General features: G+C 44.5%; 21 protein-coding genes. 9 read left to right on the plus strand and 12 right to left on the minus strand.

The window, feature by feature from the left end:
- Positions 1-20: 20 nt before the first annotated feature.
- Positions 21-1,412, minus strand: a complete 1,392-nt coding sequence (locus tag RIB93_RS30620) for an O-antigen ligase family protein (RefSeq protein WP_446378768.1) — start codon at positions 1,410-1,412, stop codon at positions 21-23.
- 161 nt (positions 1,413-1,573) lie between these two features.
- On the opposite strand from RIB93_RS30620, the gene RIB93_RS30625 reads away from it, so the two are divergent.
- The 4 genes from RIB93_RS30625 (at position 1,574) to RIB93_RS30640 (ending at position 6,482) form a co-directional block, all read left to right on the plus strand.
- Positions 1,574-2,890, plus strand: a complete 1,317-nt coding sequence (locus RIB93_RS30625; protein WP_446378770.1) for an SLBB domain-containing protein — start codon at positions 1,574-1,576, stop codon at positions 2,888-2,890.
- A 45-nt stretch (positions 2,891-2,935) separates the two neighbouring features.
- On the plus strand, positions 2,936-3,094 hold the full coding sequence (locus tag RIB93_RS30630; RefSeq protein WP_446378772.1) for a hypothetical protein: 159 nt from the start codon (positions 2,936-2,938) through the stop codon (positions 3,092-3,094).
- A gap of 31 nt (positions 3,095-3,125) precedes the next feature.
- A complete protein-coding gene (locus RIB93_RS30635; RefSeq protein ID WP_446378774.1) occupies positions 3,126-4,046 on the plus strand; it encodes a glycosyltransferase in 921 nt (306 codons plus the stop codon).
- A 138-nt stretch (positions 4,047-4,184) separates the two neighbouring features.
- Positions 4,185-6,482, plus strand: coding sequence for a GumC family protein (locus RIB93_RS30640; protein ID WP_446378776.1), 2,298 nt, complete (start codon positions 4,185-4,187; stop codon positions 6,480-6,482).
- Between the two features lie 2 nt (positions 6,483-6,484).
- Here RIB93_RS30640 and RIB93_RS30645 read toward each other — a convergent pair whose 3' ends face one another.
- The 4 genes from RIB93_RS30645 to RIB93_RS30660 all read right to left on the minus strand — a co-directional run bounded on the left by RIB93_RS30645 (position 6,485) and on the right by RIB93_RS30660 (position 12,183).
- On the minus strand, positions 6,485-7,672 hold the full coding sequence (locus RIB93_RS30645) for a glycosyltransferase family 87 protein (RefSeq protein WP_446378778.1): 1,188 nt from the start codon (positions 7,670-7,672) through the stop codon (positions 6,485-6,487).
- On the minus strand, positions 7,673-8,563 hold the full coding sequence (locus RIB93_RS30650) for a hypothetical protein (protein WP_446378780.1): 891 nt from the start codon (positions 8,561-8,563) through the stop codon (positions 7,673-7,675).
- On the minus strand, positions 8,538-9,884 hold the full coding sequence (locus RIB93_RS30655) for an MBOAT family O-acyltransferase (protein ID WP_446378782.1): 1,347 nt from the start codon (positions 9,882-9,884) through the stop codon (positions 8,538-8,540). The genes RIB93_RS30650 and RIB93_RS30655 overlap by 26 nt, the downstream gene beginning before the upstream one ends.
- 745 nt (positions 9,885-10,629) lie before the next feature.
- Complete coding sequence (locus RIB93_RS30660; protein ID WP_446378784.1) at positions 10,630-12,183, minus strand: pentapeptide repeat-containing protein; 1,554 nt, start codon at positions 12,181-12,183, stop codon at positions 10,630-10,632.
- A 714-nt stretch (positions 12,184-12,897) separates the two neighbouring features.
- On the opposite strand from RIB93_RS30660, the gene RIB93_RS30665 reads away from it, so the two are divergent.
- The 3 genes from RIB93_RS30665 (at position 12,898) to RIB93_RS30675 (ending at position 14,750) form a co-directional block, all read left to right on the plus strand.
- Positions 12,898-13,041: a chlorophyll a/b-binding protein gene (locus tag RIB93_RS30665; RefSeq protein WP_006101425.1), complete on the plus strand. Its 144-nt coding sequence runs from the start codon at positions 12,898-12,900 to the stop codon at positions 13,039-13,041.
- 64 nt (positions 13,042-13,105) lie between these two features.
- On the plus strand, positions 13,106-13,249 hold the full coding sequence (locus RIB93_RS30670) for a chlorophyll a/b-binding protein (protein WP_446353875.1): 144 nt from the start codon (positions 13,106-13,108) through the stop codon (positions 13,247-13,249).
- A gap of 166 nt (positions 13,250-13,415) precedes the next feature.
- Complete coding sequence (locus RIB93_RS30675; protein WP_446378786.1) at positions 13,416-14,750, plus strand: nucleoside recognition domain-containing protein; 1,335 nt, start codon at positions 13,416-13,418, stop codon at positions 14,748-14,750.
- A 94-nt stretch (positions 14,751-14,844) separates the two neighbouring features.
- On the opposite strand, the gene RIB93_RS30680 is transcribed toward RIB93_RS30675, so the two are convergent.
- Entirely contained in the window at positions 14,845-15,534 is a 690-nt protein-coding gene (locus tag RIB93_RS30680; RefSeq protein WP_446378788.1) for a hypothetical protein, read from the minus strand.
- Positions 15,535-15,781: 247 nt separating this feature from the next.
- Between RIB93_RS30680 and RIB93_RS30685 the strand changes: the two genes are divergently transcribed.
- Positions 15,782-16,828: an alpha/beta fold hydrolase gene (locus RIB93_RS30685; protein WP_446378790.1), complete on the plus strand. Its 1,047-nt coding sequence runs from the start codon at positions 15,782-15,784 to the stop codon at positions 16,826-16,828.
- A gap of 128 nt (positions 16,829-16,956) precedes the next feature.
- Here RIB93_RS30685 and RIB93_RS30690 read toward each other — a convergent pair whose 3' ends face one another.
- The 6 genes from RIB93_RS30690 to RIB93_RS30715 form a co-directional block, all read right to left on the minus strand.
- Positions 16,957-18,264 (minus strand): sensor histidine kinase, encoded by a 1,308-nt coding sequence (locus tag RIB93_RS30690; RefSeq protein WP_446378792.1) that lies wholly within the window; start codon positions 18,262-18,264, stop codon positions 16,957-16,959.
- A 154-nt stretch (positions 18,265-18,418) separates the two neighbouring features.
- A complete protein-coding gene (locus RIB93_RS30695; protein ID WP_446378794.1) occupies positions 18,419-21,571 on the minus strand; it encodes a PAS domain S-box protein in 3,153 nt (1,050 codons plus the stop codon).
- Positions 21,572-22,080: 509 nt separating this feature from the next.
- Positions 22,081-23,211 carry a WD40 repeat domain-containing protein gene (locus tag RIB93_RS30700; protein ID WP_446378796.1) on the minus strand — a complete coding sequence of 377 codons (1,131 nt, stop codon included), beginning with the start codon at positions 23,209-23,211 and terminating at the stop codon, positions 22,081-22,083.
- A 182-nt stretch (positions 23,212-23,393) separates the two neighbouring features.
- The gene (locus tag RIB93_RS30705) at positions 23,394-23,819 is read right to left on the minus strand and encodes a heavy metal-responsive transcriptional regulator (protein ID WP_446378799.1); all 426 of its coding nucleotides are present in this window, start codon (positions 23,817-23,819) and stop codon (positions 23,394-23,396) included.
- 71 nt (positions 23,820-23,890) lie between these two features.
- Positions 23,891-24,187, minus strand: a complete 297-nt coding sequence (locus RIB93_RS30710; RefSeq protein ID WP_446378801.1) for a hypothetical protein — start codon at positions 24,185-24,187, stop codon at positions 23,891-23,893.
- A 329-nt stretch (positions 24,188-24,516) separates the two neighbouring features.
- On the minus strand, positions 24,517-24,687 hold the full coding sequence (locus RIB93_RS30715) for a hypothetical protein (protein ID WP_446378803.1): 171 nt from the start codon (positions 24,685-24,687) through the stop codon (positions 24,517-24,519).
- 188 nt (positions 24,688-24,875) lie between these two features.
- Here RIB93_RS30715 and ald point away from each other — a divergent pair, with 188 nt between their 5' ends.
- Positions 24,876-25,973 carry an alanine dehydrogenase gene (gene ald / locus RIB93_RS30720; protein ID WP_446378805.1) on the plus strand — a complete coding sequence of 366 codons (1,098 nt, stop codon included), beginning with the start codon at positions 24,876-24,878 and terminating at the stop codon, positions 25,971-25,973.
- Positions 25,974-26,168: the final 195 nt, after the last annotated feature.

A 26,168-nucleotide genomic window follows, 5' to 3' on the forward strand; every position in this document is an offset into this window, starting at 1 on the left:
AGCGTCAGTTAACTAAAAATTTACAGTCCCCTTGTACCTAAACTCAAGTATTCCTGCTTCTCAGAGTATTTCTTTGAATTGTTTTCTACCATTTCCATTGTTAACCGAGTTGTTATTAACACTAGAAATACCCAACTTACTGATAAGTCATTAATCCCATTCTCTGTGACATTAATTAACGCCATCCAGGTAATAATTACCAGAGGCATTGCAGCCGAAGGCTCTTTGCACTGAATTAAATGTAAAACTCCATAGTAAATATTAATGAGTAAGGTAACAATAAATAGAGTCAATCCTAACCAACCAGACTCTAAACCAATATCTAAATAACCATTGTGAGAATGTTGCGGAACAAAGCCATTAGGCAGAACAATAGGTGATGCCGGATTATCTTCACCTCGCCAAGGTTGCCAAAATCCATCATATCCGTAACCCACAAAAGGCTGTTTATTAATCGTATGTACGATTATGGGCCAGAATAGTGTTCGTCCGGTTAATGTCATATCTTTACCCAACTTCTCTACAATAATATATTCTGCATTATTGGTAATCAAAATAACTAAAGAAATTCCCAGCGCCAAAAACACTCCCATGCCAGCAAACGCCACTCGCGGGGGTAACCGTTTAATGAAGCGGAGAAATCCTAATAGAGCAAATAAAGTTACCAAGACAACCTTACCCATACCACTGTTGGCTTTGATAAACACACAAAAAGCACCCAAAGCAGATAGAAACCAAAATAAAAATTTGTACTTGGGCATTTTAACTGACTGAATATACAGTAGGATTGTACTTAAAGCCATGGCAAAGGAAAAAGGATTTTTGTGGGACAAAACTCCCGACCATCCCCCACCTGCTTCTGATTGGTATACAAAGCTAAGTATAAGCAATAGAGTCTGATGTAACAAAATTATGTCAAATAGGCTTTTCATGCTATATCTTTGACCGACATATATAAAAAAAACTGTTGTCGTCACTAAAACAAGAGCAGACTTCAATGTGTAAGCTGGTGTTCCTGACCAAGCAAAAGAAATCGATATTATAAATAAATACAAACAAAAAGATGGTATGTATTTGAGCAAGTGATAATAAATTGATATAATTGTATATCGGTTTTGATTTAATCTAGAGATAAGAAAAATCAAGCAGACACCATAAACTCCAAACTGCATGACAATGGCAGGCAGGGTTGTGTTGTGTAAATAAAGTGCATTAGGATTAAGCTTGTTAAATGGCAATGGACCGACCACAACATTGTTAATACCTAATAGCCATACATGAATAAAAAACCTCTCAAATATAAGGCTTAATTTGCTATTGTTATTGAGAAGCTGGAAACCAATCGCGACGTAGACTATAGCAGCTAAGCCAAGCAAGGTTAAAATTAAGGGAGATAAAATAATTTGTTTCATGATTTAGGTCGCGTATGTGCTGTACCTCTAAACACCTAACGCCGTCACTCGTTACGGGTCTGAGCTTATGGGTATCACTAACCCTTACTTGTCCATTATCTAAAAGTCAAGCTCAACTGCCCACTTTTGATCAAAGGAGAAGTATACAACCAGCTGCTAGCTTGGCACAAGCGGAAACGGCGTATACCTTGGGCGGAGGCGATCGCATCCTCATTGATATCCTAGAAGTACCCCAGTATAGTGGGGAATACCAGATTCTACCAGGTGGTTCCCTCACCTTACCTCTGATTGGTAGTGTCTCCCTCCAAGGACAAACTCCAGATCAAGCCGCCCAGACTCTATCCCGTGAGTATGCTCGTTTCCTTAAACGTCCCCTCGTCACCGTTATTCTGCTCAACCCCCGTCCCCTAAATATTTCGATTGCTGGAGAAGTTAATCGCCCCGGGTCTTATAATCTGTCCTTCACCGGCGGTTTAGGCAATTCGCCTGGGGTACAATACCCGACTCTCTCCCAAGCCATTGAACAAGCTGGAGGGGTAACGCTGATGGCGGATTTGCGTCGAGTGCAACTGCGCCGACGCCAAGGCTTCAGTTCTGAGCAAGTGCTCACGGTTAATCTGTGGGAACTGATTCAAACCGGTAACCAACTTCAAAATGTGGCATTGCGCGATGGCGATACTGTTTTTGTGCCGACACTCACCACTGTTAACCTGGCAGAAGTCCGACAAATCGCCACAAGTGGGTTTGCACCTGAACTGGAAGAACCCCGCACCGTTGCTGTTGTCGGCGAAGTACACCGCCCTGGAACCTATGTAGTCATTGGCGGGAACACCGCAACGTTCCAAACGACGGAGGGTTTACCAACACTAACCCACGCGATTCGGCTAGCTGGGGGAATTAAGCCACTGGCAGACATCCGTCAAATTCAGCTCCGTCGCATTACGAAAACCGGAGCCGAACAAATTATTCCTGTAAATTTGTGGCAATTCTTACAAGCTGGAGATTTCCAACAAGATACGGTGGTGCAAGATGGAGATACTATTATTGTCCCTAGAGCTACTGACATTAGTCCGCAAGAATCCACAGAATTAGCCACAGCAACTTTTTCGCCAGATAAGATTCAAGTGAGTGTGGTGGGTGAAGTGACAGAACCTGGACTCGTGGAAGTACCGCCGAATACTCCCTTAAATCAAGGAATTTTAGCCGCCGGGGGATTCGACCAGAAACGAGCACGTAGAAGTTCTGTGGAGTTGATTCGCCTCAACCCAGATGGTACTGTATCCAACCGAAAAATCCCAATTGACTTTGCCCAAGGCATCAATGAGCAAAGTAATCCTATCCTCCAAGATAACGACATTATTGTCGTCGGTCGCTCGAATTCTGCCCGAATTGCCGATACTCTCGAAACTCCGTTAGCGCCTGTTGGGCGAGTTTTTGACTTGTTTAGACTGTTTGACTTTTTGGGTATCTTTTTCTAACTGGCAGGTCTTTTTAGCTGAGAGTAATCTATTCAAGCCATGGTGGTGAGGGATTGGGTACGTCGAACGAATCGAGCGATCGCGCTGTTTGGCATCATTTATGGTAGAGTTATTCTTTCTCAGCCCATCTTTGAGATTGCCTGGTCAGCTCCACTGGCAGATGGATGGCAGACAAAGCCTTACGGAATTAACCATCCGGACTGAAGATGATACATAGAGCAAGAGGTGCGTTACTGTGTTATTTCATGGTTTTTACATCCTGAGCGTTGAACCCCTAATTGTTTCATTTATCGGAGACTTCCCCACTTTACCGCCAGGATTTGAACCCAAACATGTCCTAGAAAGTCCCGGTGGGTGGTCGGCGCGATGGAAACCGATGGTGAAATTTAAGCGGAATCAACTCTGGCATGAGATATCAGGCAGGACATATCACTTGATTGTCAATGCGTCAGACGAAGATGTCTGGCGTCAACGTTGGTTGATACAAGGGACACAACTAAGTTCCAGCTTCTATGTCAATGAGTATATATACAAACCTCTAGATCAGCCCAAACGCTATGATGCAATCTACACGGCACAGCTTCAACCCTTTAAGCGACATGAGTTAGCTAAAGCGATCAAGCGGTTGATGGTTATTTCTTACGGGGGTGACTTGCCCAACTTCTGTCCAGAGTTAGCCCACGCTGATTATAATAAAGAATTTATTCCGCGCCCTGAATTAGCCAAAAAGATTAATCAGGCTTATGCGGGACTCTGTCTCTCTGCTCAAGAAGGCGCCATGTATGCCTCCATGGAATATCTCCTGTGTGGCATTCCTGTTGTCAGTACACCCAGCAAAGGTGGACGGGATCAATTCTTTAACGATGAGAATTCCATCATCACTCCGGCTCAAGCTGATGCGGTTGCCCAAGCGGTACAACATTGGCAGAAATCACCGCCCAATCCTGAGACAATACGTGAACAAGCACTTAAGCAGCTTAATGGTGTCAGGCTAAATCTATGTACTTATGTGGCTCAGTTGATTGAGCAGGAAGGAGGCGGAAAGAAAGATCCCCAAGAACTGATGGAAAAATATTTTGCCGCACCAGGAATATCCTCTCGTTTCGTCCGCCAAGAGAACTTAGCGACAACAGACTTAGAGCAATTCAGACTATAGCGCTGACTCGGGGTGGGAGGAATTCTGACAATTCTTACAATTACAATAGAGATAGGTCTGTCTTGAACCGGATTAAGCAAGGCAGATAGCTTACGTACATCAGACGCAAGTCACCCCAAAACTATAGAGGTGCATTAGATGGATACAGACCAAAATTTACAGCCGTTCTCATCACAGCCTAATGGCAAGACACGTTTCTCTTTGTCTCAAGTTCCCCCGGCTGAACCTGATGAAAATAGTGGACAGCAGGTAGACCTAGGTTGGGTTTTCGCCGTCGTCCGTCGCCGAGCCTTCGTCATGGGCGGGGTGGCTTTAATATTAATCGTGATTTCTGCACTCTGGTTGATTTGGAACAAGCGTCAAACAATACTAGAGTATCAAGGCTCATTCAAACTGCTCGTTGAACCCGTAACGGCTGAAGGTAGGTTGAGAAATCAATTTTTAAGGTCTCAAAGTCAAAGTGTAGATATTGAAAGAATAGAAGTTGATCGCTCAAGTTTGCTGGACTACGAAACCCAAATCAGGGTTTTGTTAAGTCCAAAACTAATGGAATCCGTAGTTGAAAATCTTCAACAGCGATATCCGGCAATTAATTACAACTCCCTGAAGGATAGTTTGTCGATTGATCGTCTTAGTTATGAAAAAGATGGTAAGGAAGAAGGAACTAAAATTATCGAGGTAAAATATAAGAATAAAGACACTAAACAAATATTATTTGTGTTAGAAACGGTTGCCAAGACATACTTGGAATACAGCTTACAAGAGCGTCAGAAAAGTCTAACTCAAGGTATAGAATTTATTGATACTCAACTTCCGAGTTTACAACAACAAGTTGATGTTATCCAAGGACAGTTGCAAAATATCCGGCAGCAGTACAATCTTGTTGATCCAGAAGAAGCAGAGTTACGCCTGAGTCAACATGCTTTAGGAATCAGTAAAGACCGATTAGTGACTGAAGTACAACTTGCTGAAACTAAAGCCCTCTACGAGACACTACAAAAACAGTTCAGGGAAGAAAATCCTACGGCAATTTTGTCGCGAGAATCTGACGCTTATGGCACTTTACTATCGCAGTTACAGACTATAGAAGCTCAACTTGCCTCAGAGTCAGCCCAGTTTCGGGAGGATAGCCCGCCCATGGAAATTTTGCGTGAAAAGCAGCAAAATTTGAGGGTATTACTCAATCAACAATCCCAAGACATTCTGGAAAACCTAGCCGGTGAAATCCAAGGTCTAGAAGAGCGCTACAATACCATTGTCCAAACCGAAAATCAAGTCAATCAAAAACTTGAACAGTTGCCAACGGTTACCCGTCAGATTGCTGATTTACAGCGGAAATTAGATGTTGCCACAGATAATCTGAAAGAATTTCTCTCCAAACGAGAATCCTTGAGACTCGATGCGGCTCAACAAGAAATTCCCTGGGAAATGATTAGTCCACCGGAACTTTGGCGCACGGCAAATGGTAATCCCCTTCCCGTTGAAGCTCTATCTTTGAGACGTCCCTTTGCTATTGCTGTCGTGTTAAGTGGGCTGCTTGGTATCGGCGTCGGTTTTTTGGTCGAGATTTTACACACAGTTTTTCATACCCCAGAGGAAATTCAAGGGCAAACAAAATTGCCCATTCTGGGAGTAATTCCTTTGACGAAAGATCTGCGGAAACGCTCGAAGAAACTCAAGCAAAAGGCTTCTGCTGCCAAAAATTTGGTTGCATCAGGAGTGATTGCATCAGGAGAGCCTCGTCTCATGGCTAACCATGATACTCGTGGAAACAAGTACAATACATCTCCTCTAATGGAAGCGTTTCGCTCTCTTTACACAACGATTCGCTTGCTACATGCAAAAAAGCCTATCCACTCACTAGCAATTAGCTCAGCGATACCTGCAGATGGAAAAACAACGGTTGCTATTTATCTAGCTGAAACGGCGGCGAGAATTGGTCAGCGTGTGTTACTCGTAGACACAGATTTACGTGTTCCCCAACTTCACAATCAGTTAGATTTACCGAATACTCAGGGACTCAGCGATGTGATTGCGTCGAATGTACCGATTGATGATGCAATTCAAAGATCCTCTGTTGATGACAACTTTTTTGTCTTGACAGCGGGTCAAACCTTATCTGATCCCATCAAGCTTCTCTCCTCTGATAAAATGCATCATCTGATGGAACAATTTTCAGTCCAGTTTGACTTGGTTATTTATGATACTCCACCCCTGTTAGGTCTGGGAGATGGCAACCTCTTAGCGGCTAAAACAGATGGGAGTTTACTGGTTGTGGGAATTGAAAAGACTAATCGTTCTCTAGTGATCAAAGCCGTTGATGGATTAAAGATTGCTGGCGCTTCTCTTTTAGGTATTGTTGCCAATGGCGCTAAAGTAGAGGCAAAGGCGTCTTATACTTCTGCGTCCTCACGTAGACAGACAAGTCGATATTAGTTCTATACTGGATTCGGGTGATTCTCTGCTAAGCTCATCACTAATAACCAAATTGTCATAATTAGTAACAAAACGATACGATATTGCAGCAATAGGTTGCTGTCCATGAATGTCATGACGAAATTTCGCGGCAAAAGCATAATTACCAGCAATCCTAGAGCAATCCAGGTCACTTTTGGGTGATTATGTACATGCCGCCAGAATGCTGCTACTATTGGAGCTAATGCCACTAAATCATAATGATGCGCCAAACCAAATAGTAATGCAATTGCCATCAGTAGACCAATCACATCGTCGATAATGAGTTGAGAACGATACCACCATAATAGACCTGAAAGAATAATTCCCAACGGCAATAACGGTGGCACTTTAATTCCAGCCGCATAGAATAAATCTTGGAGACTGAAAACGCCCCCAGTTCCTAAAACATTGGCAAATATCGTTTTATGTTTACCTAAGCTAGAAAACCAATGAAAAAACACTTCAATTGGACCACTAACCGCCATGGGAACCAGACAAAAAAGTAAGGTAGTAACGGCAACGGCGGCTACTGCCAAAATTCGCCAGCGTCTCTCTAAAAGGAACCACAGGATAACCAGCAGGCTTAACTGCGGTTTAATCGTAGAAATGGCAATCAGAATACCACTTAAAACCCACTTATCGCGATAAGCATAATACCAGCCACCCACTAGCGCGGCGGCGACAATTAAGGTTGTTTGTCCCAAAACCATGACATTCAGGGTAAATGGATTAGCCAGAACAATGGCTGGAATAAACCACACTGCACCGGAACCCGGAACCCTTAGCCGTTTCACCTGAGGCTGTTTCACCAATAGCACAGAGAAATAAGCCAATACCCCAGCGCTAACTATATTGACAAGCGTCATCACCACCTTTGCCTGCGTCCAAGGAAATGCACCGAGAAGAAGACACAAGGGCGCAATCTGGGGAGGATAGAAAAAACTCCCTAAACTTTGGTTTGCCCCGAGGCGGCTGGCTACATTCGGATCATAAGCATTTGACCCTTCCCACCAAGACAGCCCAGCGACATACAGGTATTTTGTGTCAAAGTGTTGGTTGAAGCCAATCATGCTAACGATAACCAACAGTACACAAGCACCCAGTAAACAGGCACACCGCACCCACAAATTTTGAGACAGACGAGAAATCAATACCGTGAATTTTAACAATTATATTTTATCTCTAATAAATTCAGTAAACACCTTAGCATCATCACTGATCAAGTGAGTCCCATCTGAAGTACTCCACTCTCTCGCGGGTGGCTCAGGTAACCACTCAAATTTCTTGGGAGGAAATAAGGTTCGTAAAAATTCATGCTCTTGACGTTGCTTCATTGTATTATCAATCCGGGGATCTCCCGGTACATTGTATAAAACAACCCGTACACCACTGTCATCAATAGATTTAATCTGAGATTTAATTGATTCTGCATCTCGCATTAGCGTTGCTTTGTTTTCTTCGGATAACGGTTGCTCATTTTCCTGAATCGCCTCTTTAACGATGGTTTCTCTAAATTCTAGATTAATTCGCTGTTGGTCTATTTCCTCTAAACTAATAATATCTGCCTTTTCCAGAAAATTTCGCACAGCTTGAATAAAAACACTCACAGGTCGATACTCAGTCCTAAACATCGGAAAATACAGGCGAATATAGTAATTGAAGGGATTAAATAACGATTGAATTAGGTCTTCATCTTGGCGACCAATTGTGCTATTAATTTCTACCAAGACAATGGATGGTTTTGATTGGGTCTTTTTGACTAACTCTAAACCCGTTGCTGAAGACAGTCCTCGCATTCCTAGATTCGCGGCATCATCACTAATATACTGAGGATCAAGCTTAGCGGTGCGCGAACTTCCCACTAATAACACATCAATTTTACTATCGTGATAGACATATTTTTCCACCTTAACATAGTTGGTTTCCTCGATACTAATACCTTCGCTAGAAGGTAATACTTTTCCCACCGTCAACGTATGATATAAGCTCAGCAAGAAAATCAAGATTAATAGCGGACGCACCATGAAGCGCCAACTAGAATTGGAAGTAGATGAATTCATTAGAACTGCCACTGTTTAACAGGATAAAAAATAACATTGTCGCTAGAGCCATGTTTTGAAGCCCTTTTGCGACTTTATTTTTTGAGGGATCAAGATAACGGTTGGTTAGATGTTCAAATGTGGGAAAATGGGGTATATGATAAATAACAACGGGTAACGAGAAAATTAAAATCGGAGCCACAAACCTTAAATCTGGAGGTTTACCTACATTCTTGAACAGCGCCCCCATAAACTGTAACGCTTCTCCAAACTCAGGCAGTTTAAACAAAAGCCAGCCTAGGGAGACAAACCAAAATACAGCCATCACTCGAATAAAGTCTAAGATAAACTGCTGCCATAATGGTAATTGCTTTACCTGTTCTTCAGCTTTCTTGTTCGCCAAACCCAAAAATCTTTCTAAAGCTAAACCAAACCCATGAAACATCCCCCAAACAGCGTAACTCCAAGCCGCACCATGCCACAGCCCTCCGAGTGTCATAACAATCATCAAGTTAATATATGTTCTAACTTTTCCTTCCCGATTTCCGCCTAAAGGAAAATATAAATAATCGCGTAACCAACTGGATAAGGAAATATGCCAACGCCGCCAAAATTCGGCAATCGATCGCGAAATGTAAGGAAAGTTAAAATTCTCTGGAAAACGGTATCCTAACGCCGCCCCCAAACCGATGGCAATGATCGAGTATCCAGCAAAGTCGGCAAAGATTTGCATTGAGTAGCCGAAGAGCAAAACTAGATTAGTGGAAGTGGCTTGTCCTTGGCAGTATGGACAGGCGATCCAGTAGGTATAATCTTTTAAGTTATCCGCTACGACCATTTTCAGAAAATAACCAATGGTCAAGGAACGGAAAACAATATCCCATTTAATATACTTAAAATACTTCGTCTCTATCTGGGGAAAAAAGGTATTTGCTTTGACAATAGGACCAGCAATGATTTGGGGAAATAATGCGATAAAGAATGAAGTATTAATGAGATGACGGACTAAACTGCCTCCTACATAAGAGTTGTCTTTATCTCTATTTCTAAAAACATCGACAACTAAACTAATTCCTTGAAAGGTATAAAATGAAATCCCAATCGGTAGCGGCAAATGTAACAGTAAAGCAATAGCCCCTTCTCCGGGGTTGACGCTGGTTAAGTTATCAACGAATAAATGGGTTAATAAAGACCCATACTTAAATAACCCCAATATCGCTAAGTTAATCGTAACGCCTGTAAATGCCCAAAATATTTCACCTTTTCTGTCCGGCGCATGAGCAACTCGGAAACTGGTAAACCCATTCAGAAGCATGGATATAATCAGTAAGATAACCAGCATAGGATTATCCCAACTGTAAAATATCAAACTGGCTATAATTAAGATGGGGATTTGTAGATTTTTGCAGGCGGGTAAGTAGTAGATCGAAAACGTGATTAAAAAGAAGACTAAGAAAGCAAAGCTATTAAATAACATAGGTTTGGTAGCCCGCTAGACACGATTTGAGGTAGAGTATACCAGAGGTAAAGGCGAGCGGCGCAGGAGCATAACATTTTTTTAAAGTTATTATGGGTGGGGCAAGTATCTGGCTGGCAGATAGTCCACTCCTATCCGCATTAATATTCTAAAAGTCCCTCTAGCTGGTGCAAATACTTTCTTAACAAAATAACATATCCAGTATCTGGAAATTCTCAGAGGGTGAGTCAACAAAATAGAACTTAGGGACTTGCGACTTAATCATGTACCAAGGAAGCTTGGCTGAGTTCATGAATTCAGCTTGCCTCACTGGTACTTTATTTTTACGCCGCTCCCTTACTGGTGTGACACAATTAACATGGTGGAAGAAACCTTACCATGGAATCGGGCGCAAAGCTTTGCGCTCCTACGGTTGACGGGCGTGGGATGAATTTATCAAATGAGGTGTGCCACGTCGCTACATACAGCAGTTTGCTCTGCTATGCTTGCTCTGCTATGCGGTACATTGTCGATCCCCCTAAATCCCCCTTAAAAAGGGGGACTTTGATCTACTGTACTTTATTACAGCACAAAGCGCTGTGTATATTTGATTATATAGGATACTTATTGATTACTGCCTAGGTACAGCATAACGATTAAATCCGATCGCGCCCTTGAAGTTGGCGTCGCTGAGGTTCGCTCCCTGTAAGGTAACACCCATCAAAGCAGCCTGGGCAAAATCGGCTTGCGTCAGGTTAGCATAACTCAAATCTGCCCCAGTTAAGTTAGCCCCGCGTAAATCACATCGGGTTAAATTGGTATAGGTTAAATTAGCTCCAGTTAACGTAGAACGAATCAGATTGGCATCTGCTAACGTGGCGCCAACCAATGTAACATTACTTAAATTCGCCTCTCGCAGTTGCGCCCCCTGTAAATCCACACCACTTAAATTGGCATTTGTCAACGTGGCGCTGTGCAGGTAAGCTGAATGGAGAATCGCCCCCGTCAGTTGGGCATTAGTTAGGTCTGCGATCGCGAGTTTAGCATTAGTCAAGTCTGCCCCCTCCAGATTCGCCTTAGTCAAATTAGCCCTATTGAAGCCTACCCCTTTTAACTGCGCCCTTTGTAAGTTCGCCTGACTTAAATCCGCGATCTGAAAATTGCTCCCATTCAGAACCGCCTCTCGCAGTGTTGTTCTCCCCAAAATTGCACCATTGAAGTCCGCATTAGTGATATAAGCTTGACTTAAATTAGCACCGCTTAAGTTGGCGCTATCGGCATTCACGGTATCCAGATTGGCAGAATTTAGGTTAGCGCCCCTCAAATCCGCCGAGCGAATATCGGCGACTTCCAGTTGGGCGTCGGTTAAATTAGCATTGCGTAGATCAGCACTGACTAAGTTGGCGTTGGTGAGTGTGGCTTTCCTTAAGTAAGTGCGGACTAAGCTGGCGTAGTCAAGTTGAGCCTCTTGGAGATTAGCACGAGTCAGTAGCACCCCATCTAAGTTAGCCCGATACAAGTCAGCCCCCTGGAGGTTAGTATCGCGCAAGTCGGTGACAGTGGCTGCATACCAATTGGCAATAAATGCCGGAAAATAGCCTAGCCAGGACAGGGTATTGTAGAGATTATCGGGTTCAACTTGAGAGGGTAAGGGGTTATCTGCATCTGGTTCTCTTAGCCCCAGTTTTGCCTCCCTCAAATTCGCCCTTGCCAAGTTTGCTCCAGCCAGTTTAGCACCGTTCAATTCAGCATTGCTGAGATTGGCTCCCTTTAAGTTAGCCCCCGTTAGGATTGCTCCTTTTAAGTTAGCACCGCTCAACTCTGCCTGCTGAAGATTGGCATTGGTTAAATCAGCATCGGTTAAGTCACATTGAGGACAAGTATTGGTTGTTTTGAGTTGTTCCAAGTGTTGAGGATTAGCCGCGTGAATGGTGTTGGTGAACCCTTGAGTCATGACCAAGAAAATCCCCAATACAAGCGTTTTCGGGACTGTAGGGGCGGGTTTGACGCTTATCGTGTCTTTTCCTACGCTGATGGAACTAAACCCGCCCCAACCCAAGTTTTCCGTGTTGACCAATGTAGGGGCGGGTTTGACTTTTACTGTGTTTCTTCCTACCCCGATGTGACTAAACCCGCCCGGAGCAACGTTTTCACTTTTGAGTGGGAGAATGAAAGGGATTTTCATGATCACAGTTGTGCGCGATCGCTCGTTTTTTGAATCGGTCTGAACTTACATCTTGCACCAGTTTCACCAACCGCCTTGGGTTTAAACCCAAGGAACCAACAGCGCAAGTGGTCTAAAAACGACTGCATCTCTAGTTTTAGTCCATTTTAATGGACTTAAGCTTTTAGCCCGGAGTTTGAACTCCGGGCGGGTGTCGGGGCTGAACTCTTCGGTAAACAATAGACCCCCATCAGGTAACACCAGCACCCCAACCGGGCGTCCCCAGGTGGTGAGTCCGGACGGGTCAGGTAGTCGGGAACTAAGTTATCCCCCAGTTTATCCCGTTCGTTGACGGTGGTGTAGAGTTCGTTGGTGGTGGGGTGAAAATAGAGTCCGATGGGATTGCGTAAGCCATAGGCAAATGAGCGATCGCGGCTAATGTAGCAATGGGATAGTTCCAGGTTAAGAGAAAAGGTTCTAGGAAACCTGTTGCGTCAGGGGTGTAGGGGCGGGTTTCATTATTACCGTTTTTTACCTCACCCAGATGTAACTAAACCCGCCCTGACTTAACCCTTCACTTGTTTTCCCCTGATCCTAGACGTGCCATGGCACTACATAAGCACAATCAATCATCTCTATATCATATCATGTGGCTCATGAATCTAAAGAAATGTTGCGGCTTTAGAAAAATTAAGTTAAATTTTATTACAGAGACAGATACAGGAGACACCACTCATGCAAGAACAAGAAACCAAGTTTGGCTTTACCTCATTTGCTGAAACCTGGAATGGTCGCTTGGCAATGCTGGGCTTCGTTATCGGTATCGCCACTGAACTACTCACCGGGCAAGGCATTCTCCAGCAACTCGGCTTGATGTAATCCACCGAGACGGGTCATTGGACAAGGCAAAAACGTACACCAAAGGTATTGAGAGGGAAGAATTATGCAAGAGCAAGAAACCAAGTTAGGCTTTACCACCTTTGCTGAAACCTGGAATGGTCGCTTGGCAATGCTAGGCTTCGTCATTGGTATCGCCACCGAATTACTCACCGGGCAAGGCATTCTCCAACAACTCGGCTTAATGTAGTTAAGCCTTCTAACGAAAACGCTTCGTTTCCCTATGAACTGATTGAACTGTTGGTAGCCGACAGGCATCTAAAACTGACTGTTATAGAGTGATTAAAAGACTGAGGGCTTTTGCCTTCGGTCTTTTGCCGTTATTCTATGAGTTTGTCTATTTACGGTGATTCAGTATGTCCTCCCAACCATCAAGAAAGCCCAGCGCTATCAACATTGTTTTTGTCGGCTTTATTGCTTTCGCTATCCTATTTGCCGGGTATACCGACAAGATGCAAGCCATTACTGACGCCAGTTTTGAATCCGCTAAAACGGCTGTCGAGTTAGCCATTGGTTTGATTGGGGTTATGGCGCTTTGGCTAGGATTGGTGCGGGTTTTGGAAGCCGGAGGGCTGATGTACAATCTGGCAACTCTGCTCAAACCCTTAATGGTGAAACTTTTTCCCGATGTACCCCCTACCCATCCGGCGATGGGGGCGATGATTCTGAATATTTCTGCCAATATGCTGGGGTTGGGGAATGCGGCGACTCCATTTGGCATTAAGGCGATGGTGGAGTTGAATAAGTTGAATCCGTTCCCGGGAACAGCAACGGATGCGATGTGCTTGTTTTTGGCAATTAATACATCCAGTGTGGCTTTATTTCCCCTGGGTGTCATTGGGGTAAGGGCGGCGGCAAATAGTAGTGATCCGGCAGGAATTTGGTTACCGACGTTTTTGTCTACGACTTGTTCGACGCTGGTTGGGGTTTTAGTGGCGTTGTTTTTACGAAAAAGGAGTCAAGTATCCGATACGCCTGTCGCGGATAGTTCAGGACAAGAAACGGTGCTGCAAACCGAGGATGAGGTTAAACCTGTTGAAGAACCTGATTTTTCCCATTTGTTGTATCCAGCAGGTCGAATTTCTAAAATTATCGCCTGGGGGTTTATTGCCGGGTTCATCTTTTCTATGGTTTATGGCGTGATCATCCGCCAAAGTTTAGGTGGTTTCTTCAACCAAGATTTTATTTCCTATTGGCTGATTCCTACATTAATCTTATTGATTATCGCTTATGGGGTTGGACGAGGGGTGAAAGTTTATGAAGCGGTGACGGAAGGGGCGGTACAGGGGTTTGAAATTGCGATTCGGATTATTCCGTTTTTAGTCGCTATTTTAGTGGCAATTGGTATGTTTCGGGCGTCGGGGGCGATGGAGGCACTTTCGACTTTATTAAATCCGATAACCCGTTTAATTGGGATGCCTGCCGAAGTTTTACCGATGGCGTTAATTCGTCCTCTTTCTGGGGGAGGGGCGTTTGGCATTATGAGTGAAATCGTGGAACGAGCGCCGGATTCCTATAGTGCGTTTTTGGCTTCAACGATGATGGGGAGTACGGAAACAACGTTTTATGTGTTGGCGGTTTATTTTGGCGCTGTTGGCATTACTCGTATCCGTTATGCATTGGTGGCGGCTTTATTGGCAGATGCGACGGGATTAATTATGGCTTGTGTGTTTTCGGCTTTGTTTTTTTGATGAATTTGTCATTTGTCATTGGGCGGGTTTATTTACATCTGTGTCTACCCGCAACCGATAACCGTAAAACCCGCCCCTACAAATAACCACTGCCTTATCTAAGAACTAACTCGCTATCTAAGGTTAATTCTAAATCGGTTTCTGGGTAAATCACGACAACTTCGGCTTGTTCGCCTCCGCCTAAAAGTAATCCGCCTAATGCGCCTAATCCAGCACCGACTAAAACTTCAATTAAATCAATATCGCCAAAGATTTCTGATAAAACCCCGGCGGCGGCTGCACCAATGGCGGCATTTTTGAGAATACTACTTACATCAGTTCCGTTATCGATTGTTTCTGTTTCTGTAATGATGGCTGATGTCGCTTCAATCGGTAATTCTCGATTACTGGTTTTTAGGATTAGCTGTTTAGCGATAAATTGAGTACCACCTTCTACGGGACGTAATTCTCCCTCAATTTGACTCCCGGCGGGAATTAAAATGGTTCCGGCTGAGGAACGAATCGGTTGGGTAATTGTTAGGGTGATGGGTGCGGTTTCATCGGGGGTAACGACTATTTTTTCTGCTTCCTCAGATTTAACGGTAATAATTGTTCCCGATGGTACGCTTACCTGGGTAGAACGAGGGGTGACTGGTGTGGGTTGTGAGGGAAACAGTTGCCCGATACGATAAGGTTGGGGTTTTGCTGTCGCTGGTGCGGCGATGAGGATGGGAAGTGAGGCTGTTGTGGTTATGCCTAGTGCCATCAGAACGGCTAGTTTTGATTGCCAGCGATAATTTAACATGGAAATATGCCTGCCATAATAAGATGATTATGAGTAAAGTTGACTGATTTTTTAGGTAAAGGTTCCAGATACTGGTAATCTTATTACATGTTTTTTCAACGCAGAGGGACGCAGAGGTTAACGCAGAGGGGCGCAGAGGAATTGGGTGTATTTGATGGAAAAGTTTATCGTAATATATATATAAGTAAGCTCATGTACCGTTCAATTTGCTATTCCTTGTTATCGGTTCTACAATAAATGACAACTAATGGGTATTTTTCCAGCACCTAAATTTAATACGTTTACACTGGATAGGTTTGAACTGGAATCTGGTGTTGTATTACCTCAGGTTAATTTAGCTTATCGAATTAGTGGTACACCGTCATCACAATCGCCAATTGTCACTTGTGCGGCTTTTTCTCAAAGTTATTATGATGTGGCTTATCTGCGGGGTGCTAAGTTGGCGTTAGATCCAAAAAAAGATTGGATTATTCATACGGAGTTGTTGGGGAATGGGCGCAGTAGTTCTCCAAGTAATACGTCGCCACCGTTTAATGGTGCTAATTTTCCGGCGGTAACGATTCGGGATAATGTGAATTTACAAGCTGCACTTCTGAATCATCTTGGCGTTAATAGGATTCGTGCTGTTGTTGGTGCGAGTATGGGAGGACAACAGGCAATTCAATGGGCGGTGAGTTATCCGGATAGGGTAGAAAATGCTGTGGTTATTGCCGGAAGTTGTCGCGCTACTTGGCATGTTCGTCTATTTCTTAATAGTTTAGCCACCTGTATTCGTTCTGATCCAGCGTTTCAGGAGGGAAATTATACAGAACCTCCTTTGCTTGGGCTGTCACGTATGTCTGAAGCTTGGGCTCCTTGGGCATTTTCGCCAGAGTTTTATTCGTCAGAGGTGTATCAAAGGTATCCTGATACTCAGGCAAATTCGTTGGATGAATTTTTGGCGAAGTGGCGTACCCGCTATCATGAAAAAGATGCGAATGACCTATTATGTCATTTTCAGACTTGGGCAAGTCATGATGTTAGTTTGACGCCGGGTATGGATGGATCTTTAAAGAAGGCGTTGAAGAGTATAAAAGCAGAGGTTCTCTTGTTACCTATTCGCACGGATGCCTATTTTGCTGTCGCTGATGTCACCGCAGAAGCTGCATTGGTTCCTCATGCCCAACTGATTGTGGTAAACTCAGTCTATGGTCATGGGGCGGCGTTTGGACGAGACAAGGGCGATCGCGCACAGATTAATCAGGCGATCGCGAACTTCCTCCATCAAAACATCAACCCTTCTCTGATGGGCTAAAGTTCCTCAATAACAGCACGATTCCTGAATCAGGGCGGGTTTTGTTGTTTATTTATCGGTGAATATCTAAATTGAATGGCTAAACCCGCCCCTACAATTGTGGATTGACAAATGACAGATCAAAAGACTTATGACATGGGCAACTCAATCACAAACTCGGTTCCTTGCTCTGGTGCGGAACTAAAATTTAGGGAACCTCCATGCTTTTCAACCGCAATCTGACGCGCAATCGATAAGCCTAAACCTGTTCCTTTGCCCACGGGCTTGGTGGTAAAAAAGTTATCAAATATGCAGTCTTTTACCTGACTTGGCATTCCTATTCCATTATCGCGAATCCGAATAATAACAGTTTCTTTATCGTCCTGAATGTCGGTATCAATTTTAATTTGAGGCAGATAGTCTTTATTCAATTCCTTGGACTTCTTTGTCTGTAATTCATCTAATGCATCAATGGCATTAGCAATGATATTCATAAAAACTTGATTTAGTTGCCCAGGATAACAGTCAATAGGCGGTACATCCCCGTAGTTTTTTATTATATTAATAGCTGGACGTTTATCATTTGCCTTAAGTCGATGCTTTAAAATCAACAATGTACTCTCAATTCCATCATGAATATTAAATACTACCTTAGTATGAGCATCCAAACGAGAAAAAGTTCGCAAAGAGCTACTTAACTGAAAGAGACGATCAACTCCTTTTTTCATTGAGGATAAAATACTGGGCAGATCTTCAATCAAATAATCAAGTTCAATATCCTGACTTTCTTGTTCGATTTCAGCTCCGGGATGGGGAAATTTGTCTTGATACAGATGCAGCAGGGAAATCAGATCGTTAGTATAATCTTTGGCACAACTGAGATTTCCATTAATAAACCCTACAGGATTGTTAATTTCATGAGCTACGGCGGCTACCAGTTGACCCAGTGTTGCCATCTTTTCCACCTGTATAAGCTGAACTTGGGCTTGTTGTAACTCCTGTAAGGTTTGTTTTAATTGGGCGGTTCGTTCTTCAACTCGTTGCTCTAAATCCTGGGTAAGTTGACGAATCGTCAGTTGATGATCGACACGCGCCAAAACCTCTTCAAATTGAAAAGGTTTAGTAATATAGTCAGCCCCTCCCAAGGCAAAGGCTTTGACTTTATCAAAGACTTCATCTAAGGCGCTAATAAAAATTATCGGAATATCACGAGTGACGGGTGAAGCTTTCAAGGCTGAACAAACGTCATAGCCATTCATGTCGGGCATTTTAATGTCCAACAAAATCAGATCCGGGGCTACCGCTTTTGCCGCCATTAATGCCATAGCACCGTTGACTGTACTGCGAACTTCATACCCATATCTTGTTAGTGCGGCTTCCAACAGACGTAAGCTATCGGGTGTATCATCAACGATTAAAATAATTCCTTTTGCTGTTTTTGGCTGATAACTATTCATAAGCAAGTCTGGCTGCCATAAGGATGGCGGATAGTGTAATACGGCAAGGGCTAGGGGGAGCAGAGGGAGCTGGAATTAAATTAGAGTGTATCCAAGTAATATTCTATTGAAGTATATCCCGTATCTAAAATACCGGAGAAAAGGGAGGTTTTTATCAGGAGATAGCCTTGTGAGCTATATCCATAATGACATCACAACGAAAATTATTAACTAAATCGGTTAACGCCTTAGCGAATAACGTCTGTTCTGGGGGAATCTGTTCGATAAGCTGAATAATCTGCTTGCTATTGAGCTGGATTGCGGCTTGGTGCAACTGGGCAATCCATTTCGTCGGCATCACCTTTAAATCCTCAGAGGTTAATATCGGTGTATCGGCATCGGATGAGGGTGGGGCAGCATTTTCATAGCGATAACGGAGTCCTAAATGTTGTCGCATTTTCTCTAAAATCGCGTCTGTTCGGAAGGGCTTGGCGACAAAATCATCACACCCTGCGTCTAAAATAGTGGTTCGTTCTTCATCAAAAGCACTAGCGGTTAAGGCAATAATCACGGTTGTCTTTCCCTGAGGATGAGATTTAATCAATTGGGTGGTTTCATACCCATCCATCACTGGCATTCGCATATCTAGCCAAATCAGATGAGGATGCCAACGTTCCCAAATAGCCACAGCCACTTGACCATTCTCGGCTTCTCGCACGTCAAATCCCAAGGATTCCAGAAACTTAACCAGGGGTTTGCGATTTGCCCATTGATCTTCAACCACTAAAATGCGATAGTTGGGTTGGTCGGGTGCGATGCCAATAACCTGTTGACTTAAGGGTTGGCGAGGAATCTGATCTTGGGGAACAATGCCAATGGGGATATCAAATTTTACCAGTGTACCTTGACCTGGAGTACTATTAATGGTAATTTCTCCACCCATCAACTGGACAAATCGACGACTAATAGCTAAACCTAAACCCGTTCCTGACTGCGATCGCTGACTGGTTTTCGTTTGCACAAAGGCTTGAAACAGGGTATCCAGTTCCTCAGCAGGAATGCCAACGCCTGTGTCTTCAACTTCAAAAAACAGCCTGGATTGAGTATCGGTGTTCGTTGGTGCGTTTATCGTATCGGATATCTCTTGCACCCGCAAGATAACCCGACCTTGTGAGGTAAATTTAACCGCATTACCGACTAAGTTAATCAAAATCTGCCGCAATTTTCCCTCATCCGCCACCCCATAGTTCGGCACATTTGCCGTTCGCTCAACGATAAGCTGTAACCCCTTAGATAAGGCTTTCAAGCGCAACATTTCAGCAATGGAATCAACCAAACTGTAGAGATCAAAGCTATTTTCTGACAGCGAAACCCGACCTGCCTCAATTTTGGACATATTCAGGACATTATTGATCAAATCCAGCAAATGTTCACCCGAACGAGTAATAATGCTCAAATAATCCTGCTGATCTGGATTTAGAGAAGCATCCCTTGCCATGAGTTGAGTAAAACCCAGAATGGCATTCAGGGGAGTACGCAGTTCATGACTCATATTTGCCAAGAACTCGCTTTTGCCTCGATTCGCTGCTTCTGCTGCATCTAAAGCTTGTTGCAGGGCGACTTCCGTTTGCTTGCGCTGTTGGATATCCTCAACGACGCCAATAATATAATTAGGGGTATCCATCCAAGTTCGCACCAGGGATACAGCAACATTGACCCATTGCCATTGACCATCTTTGCGGATAAAGCGTTTTTCTCTAGAATAGGTGGAACGTTGACCTGCTAATAATTGAGTTAAATCATTAAGTTCTGCGGCTCGGTCATCAGAGTGAGTAATGTCGGGGAAACTAAGCTGTAATAATTCAGATTCCTCGTATCCTACCAGGTTACAAAATCGTTGATTGACCCGAATTAACTGTCCCGATGGTGTCCCCAGGGCAATGCCCACGGCGGCTTGTTCAAATATTGCCCGGAAGCGTTCTTCACTTTCTCGTAAGGCGGCTTCCGCCCGTTGACGTTCGGTGACATCGCGCAAGCAAATCTCAAAAACCGATTCACCTTCCCATTCGGTTTCCACCACACTCATTTCAGCAAAGCTGAGTTGTCCATCGGCGCGAACAATTCCCAATTCTGTGGTTTGATTCACACCAATGGGCAGTCCAAAGTTATAGTTGAGTAAGTTGTCTACGTCCTGATTTAAGAGGTTGGCGGCGGCTGGGTTGGTGAAGCGAACTTGACCTTGGCGATCGACGATCATAATCCCGTCGGAGGTACTGGTAACAACGGCGTGGAGTCTGGCTTCACTGTGGCGCAGGCGGGCTTCAGTTAATTTGCAATCAGTGATATCCCGTCCAACTGCATGGAATTCCACTAATCGACCTTGATTGTTAAAGATAGCGCGATCGCTCCATTGTTGCCAACGGAGTTCACCCCCCTCTAGAATGACACGGTGTTCGACTATACCTACAGGGTTGTCTGGAGTCAACCCCGCAATAAAGCCTTCTAACACCGCTTGATCATCCGGGTGAATCAGGGGGAAAAAGCGATGTCCAATTAGTTCTTCGGGAGTTTTGCCAAAATAGCGACAATAGACTTCGTTAACAAAGGTGAGTATGCCATCGGCACTGTAACGACAAATCAGTTCACTTTGATCCTCAATAATCGCACGATAGCGGAATTCACTGTGTTGTAACTGCTGCTTTTGCTGTTCTACAGTGTTCTCCAGGATTCGCGAATGGTTTTCTAGCTGGTTGTATGCTTGAGCATTCTTGAGTGCTGATGCAGCTTGAGTGCACAGGAGTTGGACAATCGCCACGCGATCACGCGTAAATATGCCTCTGGTTTGATTATTTTCTAGGTAAAGAATACCAATTCTTTGATTGCCAACTGTTAATGGCGCACATAATATACTCAGTTGGGGAGGTGTTGAGTTTTGAGTGTTAACCCTTCGCGACCCTCGAGGGCATGGTTTTGACCCAACGCTAGGCTTATATGGAACCTGGTTTTGAGGGTTCAGTGCGATCATTGACCATCGTTTAACATCTGTCGTATCATCTGAGACAATTAAAATGTCTGGATGATGCCATACATATTCAACCAGCATCAGGGGAATCTCCGGGCTGGATTCAATGGGAGTCAGGGGCAAAATGGTGGGGTTCATACCCCTTACCCCCCTAGCCGCTATGACTAAATTCTCCGGCTGATGCAAAATCAGGGTAACGCTTTGAGTATCTGTCGTCTCAAAGGCTATCTGGATTAAGCTTGAGAGCAATGGCTGTAGTCTAATTTCTCCAGAGATGGCTTGACATAACTCAATCACTGTCGCCATGGATAGACTATCGGAATTATCAATGAAACAAGAGACCAAGGTTCTAGGGTTGAATATTTTCACATCAAAACGGACGAACAGAAGCAACTTAGCCTACTGATCAGATGGTTATTTCTGAATAAAAATGAATTTTGCTTGACTTTTTCCGTTTACTGTTTTAATTACAACAGACCCTTGGACGATTCGCGATCGCGTCTTCTGTGAGCGTCGTCTGCTCCGACTGATTAGCTTTTCTTTTCCAAAGATTAACTTGGCTTTATAGTAAGCTAAGCTTTTATAGCTTTTGTCCTCTAGTTTATACTAGATTTCCTTTAAGTGAACACGCCTGTACGGGGGAAATCCTAGTGTAAGAAGGCAGAAATAACGCCAACAGCTACTATCTCCCCCAGCTTCCCAGACGTAGCATGCTACGTCTCTACATGCTTCCCCAGCTTCCCAGACGTAGCATGCTACGTCTCTACATGCTTCCCCAGCTCCCCCAGTGAAGTAGGGGCTTGGTAACCAAGCCCCTACTGAGAACGTTGTGCCAACTCTTCACCACTCACGGGAGAAATTTGCCAAATCATGATTTGCCGATCAAATCCACCCGTTGCTAGGAGTGTACCATCAGGGCTAAAGGCAACGGAATGCACCCAATCGTCATGGGCTGTCAGTAACGCTAACAGTTCACCGGTTCTGAGATTCCATAACCGCACCCCATCACGGCTGGCGCTAGCGAGAGTTTCACCATCGGGATTAATCGCCACAGCCCAGACTCGCCCGGTATGTCCCGAAAGAGTTTGTGCTAATTGTCCTGTTCTGAGATTCCAGATTTTAATCGTGCGATCGTAACTACCACTGACTAATGTTTGTCCATCGGGTGTAAACGCCAAGGCATTAACTGAACCACGATGGGCGCTAATCCGATTGAGTGACTGTCCTGTTTTTACATTCCAGAGTTTAATTGAACCAAACTTATGACCACTTGCCAGGATATCTCCATCGGGGTGAATCGCCAGTCCATAGGTCTGGTTATCGAAACGCGCTAAGGTGTACATTCGACGTTGTTTGGTTAAATCCCATAGTCGAATTCCATCTAAAGCGCCTGTGACTAAGGTGCGACCATCTGGCGTGATTGCCAAGGATAAAACATTGCTGGTATGATCACGAAACTGATGGATATAGTCTCCGGTTCTCCAGTTCCAGAGATTAACCGCAGAATCTGTACCCGAACTGACCAAGGTTTCTCCATCGGGTGATAAGCCTAGGACAGATACTGAAGTTCGTTGCGCTCGCAGGCTGTCGATTTCTCGACCTGTTTTTAGCTGCCAGAATTTAATTTTGCCATCGTTACGACTACCGCCGCTAATTAGAATGGTTCCATCGAGGCTAAAGAACAAGGAATCAACGGCTGTGTTATGACCTGTAAAGGTGTAAATGAGTCGCGGATTTCTCCAGGTTTCAGGAGAGGAGAAAGGTTGAGGTGGAGAGAAATTATCGGGATTGAGTGGATTTGTTGGTGTAGGAGGCGGCGGTTGGGCAGGATTTTCCGGACTTGGTGGCGCAACGGGTACAGGTAAAGGCTGACTTATTGCCTTATGGCTTATAGTCGCCAAACTTATCATCACTCCGATTAAAACTGCCCTTATGTCATTGGTCATGCGTCATTTGTCATTCGTCATTCGTCCTAAATTATCGCACTTCAAACTTGGAATGGGGCGGGTTTAGTTCCATCGGGGTGAGGTCAAAAACGATAATCGTGAAACCCGCCCCTACACACGCGCCAGGTACTTTTTAGCCCAGCGTTGAGTCAAGACTCGCCATGATACATCTGGACAATTATTCATTGAATGTTGGGACAGATAGTTTGAGCTACGCGATCGCGCGGCGGCTGCTCTTGCCATCCTGAGAGTAAGCCGACAAGCTCTGATTTGAGTAGTTCTAGGGCTTGAATTTGCTGGTTAATTTCCTCTACTTTATGCAGCAAGTGTTGCTTCACTGCACCACAGGGTAATTCCCCGGAGTCGTGAACCTCGAGGATTTCGTGGATTTCACTCAGGCTGAGTCCGAGGGATTGCGATCGCTTGATAAAGGCTAACCGATTCAGGGTTGGTTCGGTAAACAGGCGATAACCTGATTCGGAACGGGTTGTCGTTGGCGTCAGTAAACCCACCTCTTCGTAATACCGAATCGTTTTTACCGATAATCCACTTTGATTGGCAACTTCGCCAATTTTATACAATCGCTCTAATGTTGTTTTGCTCGTCATTCCCGCCAATCCGTCTTCCTGTCTCGCCCTGAGTTTCCGATCAATTACACCCGACTTGCACCAAAACAGCATCAGCGATGGGGATGATGCTTGCTGGTACTGAGCATCGGTAAGGGTGGACGGGAAGGACTTGATGGCAGATAATGATGAGTTACAGGTTGTTCAGCCAGTTCTGTTTGGCGGCGTTGGCTTTGCCACCAGCGGATACCAACGGCTAACATGACCATCATTAACCCAAAGGTTAGCAGCGACCAGCGTTCGCCAACTCCGCCAATGACGGCATCGACAGCGCCGACAGTGACAATAAAGCTAGAAATTGGTTCTTTGCGGTAGGCTAACTTCCAGAATCGAGGTCCTAAGGCATTCATCACGGTTTGCTATTTATCTCTATTCCACGTAAGTGCTTAATCTACTTCTAGGTTATCCGATTAATCGACAGATTAACTGACAACCCATTATTCTTTAACACTAATACTCTATAGTCGCAATCAGTATAGCGACTGACTTAATCCATTTGCTAGGGGCGGAGGAGGGCGGGTTTTGTTTGTCCGTTATTGGCAGGTAAGCTAGCTTCAGTGGCTAAACCCGCCCCTACAATTGACGTGAGACGTTTGACTTGTTCAGAGCCGCTAACTAGGGTTATGCCAAGCAACCCTTTTGGAAGAGGCTCTCACTGCCAAATATGAATGTCAGAGTATTATTGCAAACCTAGCCACGTTAGCAGTCCCTGACCTGTTGCATATTCAATCACCAAGGTCAAGACAAAACCAATCATCGCGGCTCGACCATTCAAACGTTCAGCATATTCATTGAAACCGAACTTGGGTTCGGCGAGTTGGGGAGTGGTTGTGGGTTGGGGTTGTGTCATGGTTGCCAAGGATGGTGTAATGATTTAGTTATATTTCTTTACTAAGTTTAACATTTAAACAAGCAAGGGCAGAATTTATACAGTTAAGTGATACCAAATTCAACAACAGTGTTGTGCGATCGCGCCAGGAGTATAAGCTTAGTCCTTATGGCACAACATCTGAAAACTGCATTACATAAAGGAAAACGATGGAAATCGGTGTACCCAAAGAGACAAAAGACCAAGAATTTCGAGTCGGCTTGAGTCCTAGTAGTGTTCGCGTCTTACAGGAAGCAGGACATCAGGTTTGGATTGAAACCCAGGCGGGAGCGGGTGCTGGCTTTACTGACGAAGACTATCAGCATAGTGGCGCTAAGATTGTCGCCACAGCAGCCGAGGCGTGGAATCAGGAACTGGTGGTTAAGGTAAAAGAACCGCTAACGTCGGAGTATTCATATTTACAGAAAGAACAATTACTGTTTACCTACCTGCATTTGGCGGCGGATCGCCGGTTGACCGAGTGTTTAATCGATAGTGGTGTTTGTGCGATCGCGTATGAGACGGTGGAACTTCCAGATCGCCGCCTCCCCTTGCTGACGCCAATGAGCATCATTGCGGGTCGTCTTTCTGTCCAATTTGGCGCTCGATTTCTAGAACGCCAGCAAGGTGGGCGCGGGGTGCTTTTAGGGGGGGTTCCTGGAGTGAGACGCGGTAAGGTAGTGATTCTTGGGGGTGGCGTTGTCGGCACAGAAGCGGCGAAAATGGCGGTAGGAATGGGCGCTCAAGTTCAGATTTTGGATATTAATGTTGAACGTCTAGCCTACTTAGAAACCCTGTTTGGTTCCAGAGTTGAACTCCTTTACAGTAATTCAGCCCAAATTGAAGCCGTCGTTCCCCAAGCCGATTTACTGATTGGGGCGGTATTAGTTCCGGGGCGTCGAGCGCCAATTCTGGTTCCTCGTGGCTTGGTACAACAAATGCATCCGGGTGCTGTAATTGTTGATGTGGCGGTGGATCAGGGAGGATGTATTGAAACCTTGAAATCTACCTCACACACGAATCCTACCTATATAGATGAAGGGGTTGTCCATTATGGTGTCCCCAATATGCCCGGTGCTGTACCTTGGAGTTCGACTCAAGCCCTGAATAACAGTACGTTACCCTATGTCCTCAAGTTAGCCAATGAAGGAATCAAGGCTGTCGCATCAGATGTGGCGTTGGCAAAGGGAGTGAATGTCCAGAATCATCAGTTGGTTCATCCGGCGGTGCGGGAGGTTTTTCCCGATTTAAGTAACACGAAGATGTAAGCTGTTCGGCATATAAACCTTAATGTCAATAATGGCGCAATCCTTGTATGTAGTGCGAGCATCTTGCTCGCTACTAATACATCTTGCTCGCTACTAATACATCTTGCTCGCTACTAATACATCTTGCTCGCTACTAATACATCTTGCTCGCTACTAATACATCTTGCTCGCTACTAATACATCTTGCTCGCTACT

It is taken from the genome of Coleofasciculus sp. D1-CHI-01 (assembly GCF_040218875.1).
In the GTDB taxonomy this organism is placed as follows: domain Bacteria; phylum Cyanobacteriota; class Cyanobacteriia; order Cyanobacteriales; family Coleofasciculaceae; genus Coleofasciculus.

What these genes read in the sequence shown, in the direction of transcription:
- RIB93_RS30620 (WP_446378768.1), bottom strand. Translation starts at nt 1,412, where the DNA reads ATGAAACAAATTATTTTATCTCCCTTAATTTTAACCTTGCTTGGCTTA.
- RIB93_RS30640 (WP_446378776.1), top strand. Translation starts at nt 4,185, where the DNA reads ATGGATACAGACCAAAATTTACAGCCGTTCTCATCACAGCCTAATGGC.
- RIB93_RS30650 (WP_446378780.1), bottom strand. Translation starts at nt 8,563, where the DNA reads ATGAATTCATCTACTTCCAATTCTAGTTGGCGCTTCATGGTGCGTCCG.
- RIB93_RS30655 (WP_446378782.1), bottom strand. Translation starts at nt 9,884, where the DNA reads ATGCTGGTTATCTTACTGATTATATCCATGCTTCTGAATGGGTTTACC.
- RIB93_RS30660 (WP_446378784.1), bottom strand. Translation starts at nt 12,183, where the DNA reads ATGAAAATCCCTTTCATTCTCCCACTCAAAAGTGAAAACGTTGCTCCG.
- RIB93_RS30665 (WP_006101425.1), top strand. Translation starts at nt 12,898, where the DNA reads ATGCAAGAACAAGAAACCAAGTTTGGCTTTACCTCATTTGCTGAAACC.
- RIB93_RS30670 (WP_446353875.1), top strand. Translation starts at nt 13,106, where the DNA reads ATGCAAGAGCAAGAAACCAAGTTAGGCTTTACCACCTTTGCTGAAACC.
- RIB93_RS30675 (WP_446378786.1), top strand. Translation starts at nt 13,416, where the DNA reads ATGTCCTCCCAACCATCAAGAAAGCCCAGCGCTATCAACATTGTTTTT.
- RIB93_RS30680 (WP_446378788.1), bottom strand. Translation starts at nt 15,534, where the DNA reads ATGTTAAATTATCGCTGGCAATCAAAACTAGCCGTTCTGATGGCACTA.
- RIB93_RS30685 (WP_446378790.1), top strand. Translation starts at nt 15,782, where the DNA reads ATGGGTATTTTTCCAGCACCTAAATTTAATACGTTTACACTGGATAGG.
- RIB93_RS30690 (WP_446378792.1), bottom strand. Translation starts at nt 18,264, where the DNA reads ATGAATAGTTATCAGCCAAAAACAGCAAAAGGAATTATTTTAATCGTT.
- RIB93_RS30695 (WP_446378794.1), bottom strand. Translation starts at nt 21,571, where the DNA reads ATGGCGACAGTGATTGAGTTATGTCAAGCCATCTCTGGAGAAATTAGA.
- RIB93_RS30700 (WP_446378796.1), bottom strand. Translation starts at nt 23,211, where the DNA reads ATGACCAATGACATAAGGGCAGTTTTAATCGGAGTGATGATAAGTTTG.
- RIB93_RS30705 (WP_446378799.1), bottom strand. Translation starts at nt 23,819, where the DNA reads ATGACGAGCAAAACAACATTAGAGCGATTGTATAAAATTGGCGAAGTT.
- RIB93_RS30710 (WP_446378801.1), bottom strand. Translation starts at nt 24,187, where the DNA reads ATGAATGCCTTAGGACCTCGATTCTGGAAGTTAGCCTACCGCAAAGAA.
- RIB93_RS30715 (WP_446378803.1), bottom strand. Translation starts at nt 24,687, where the DNA reads ATGACACAACCCCAACCCACAACCACTCCCCAACTCGCCGAACCCAAG.
- ald (WP_446378805.1), top strand. Translation starts at nt 24,876, where the DNA reads ATGGAAATCGGTGTACCCAAAGAGACAAAAGACCAAGAATTTCGAGTC.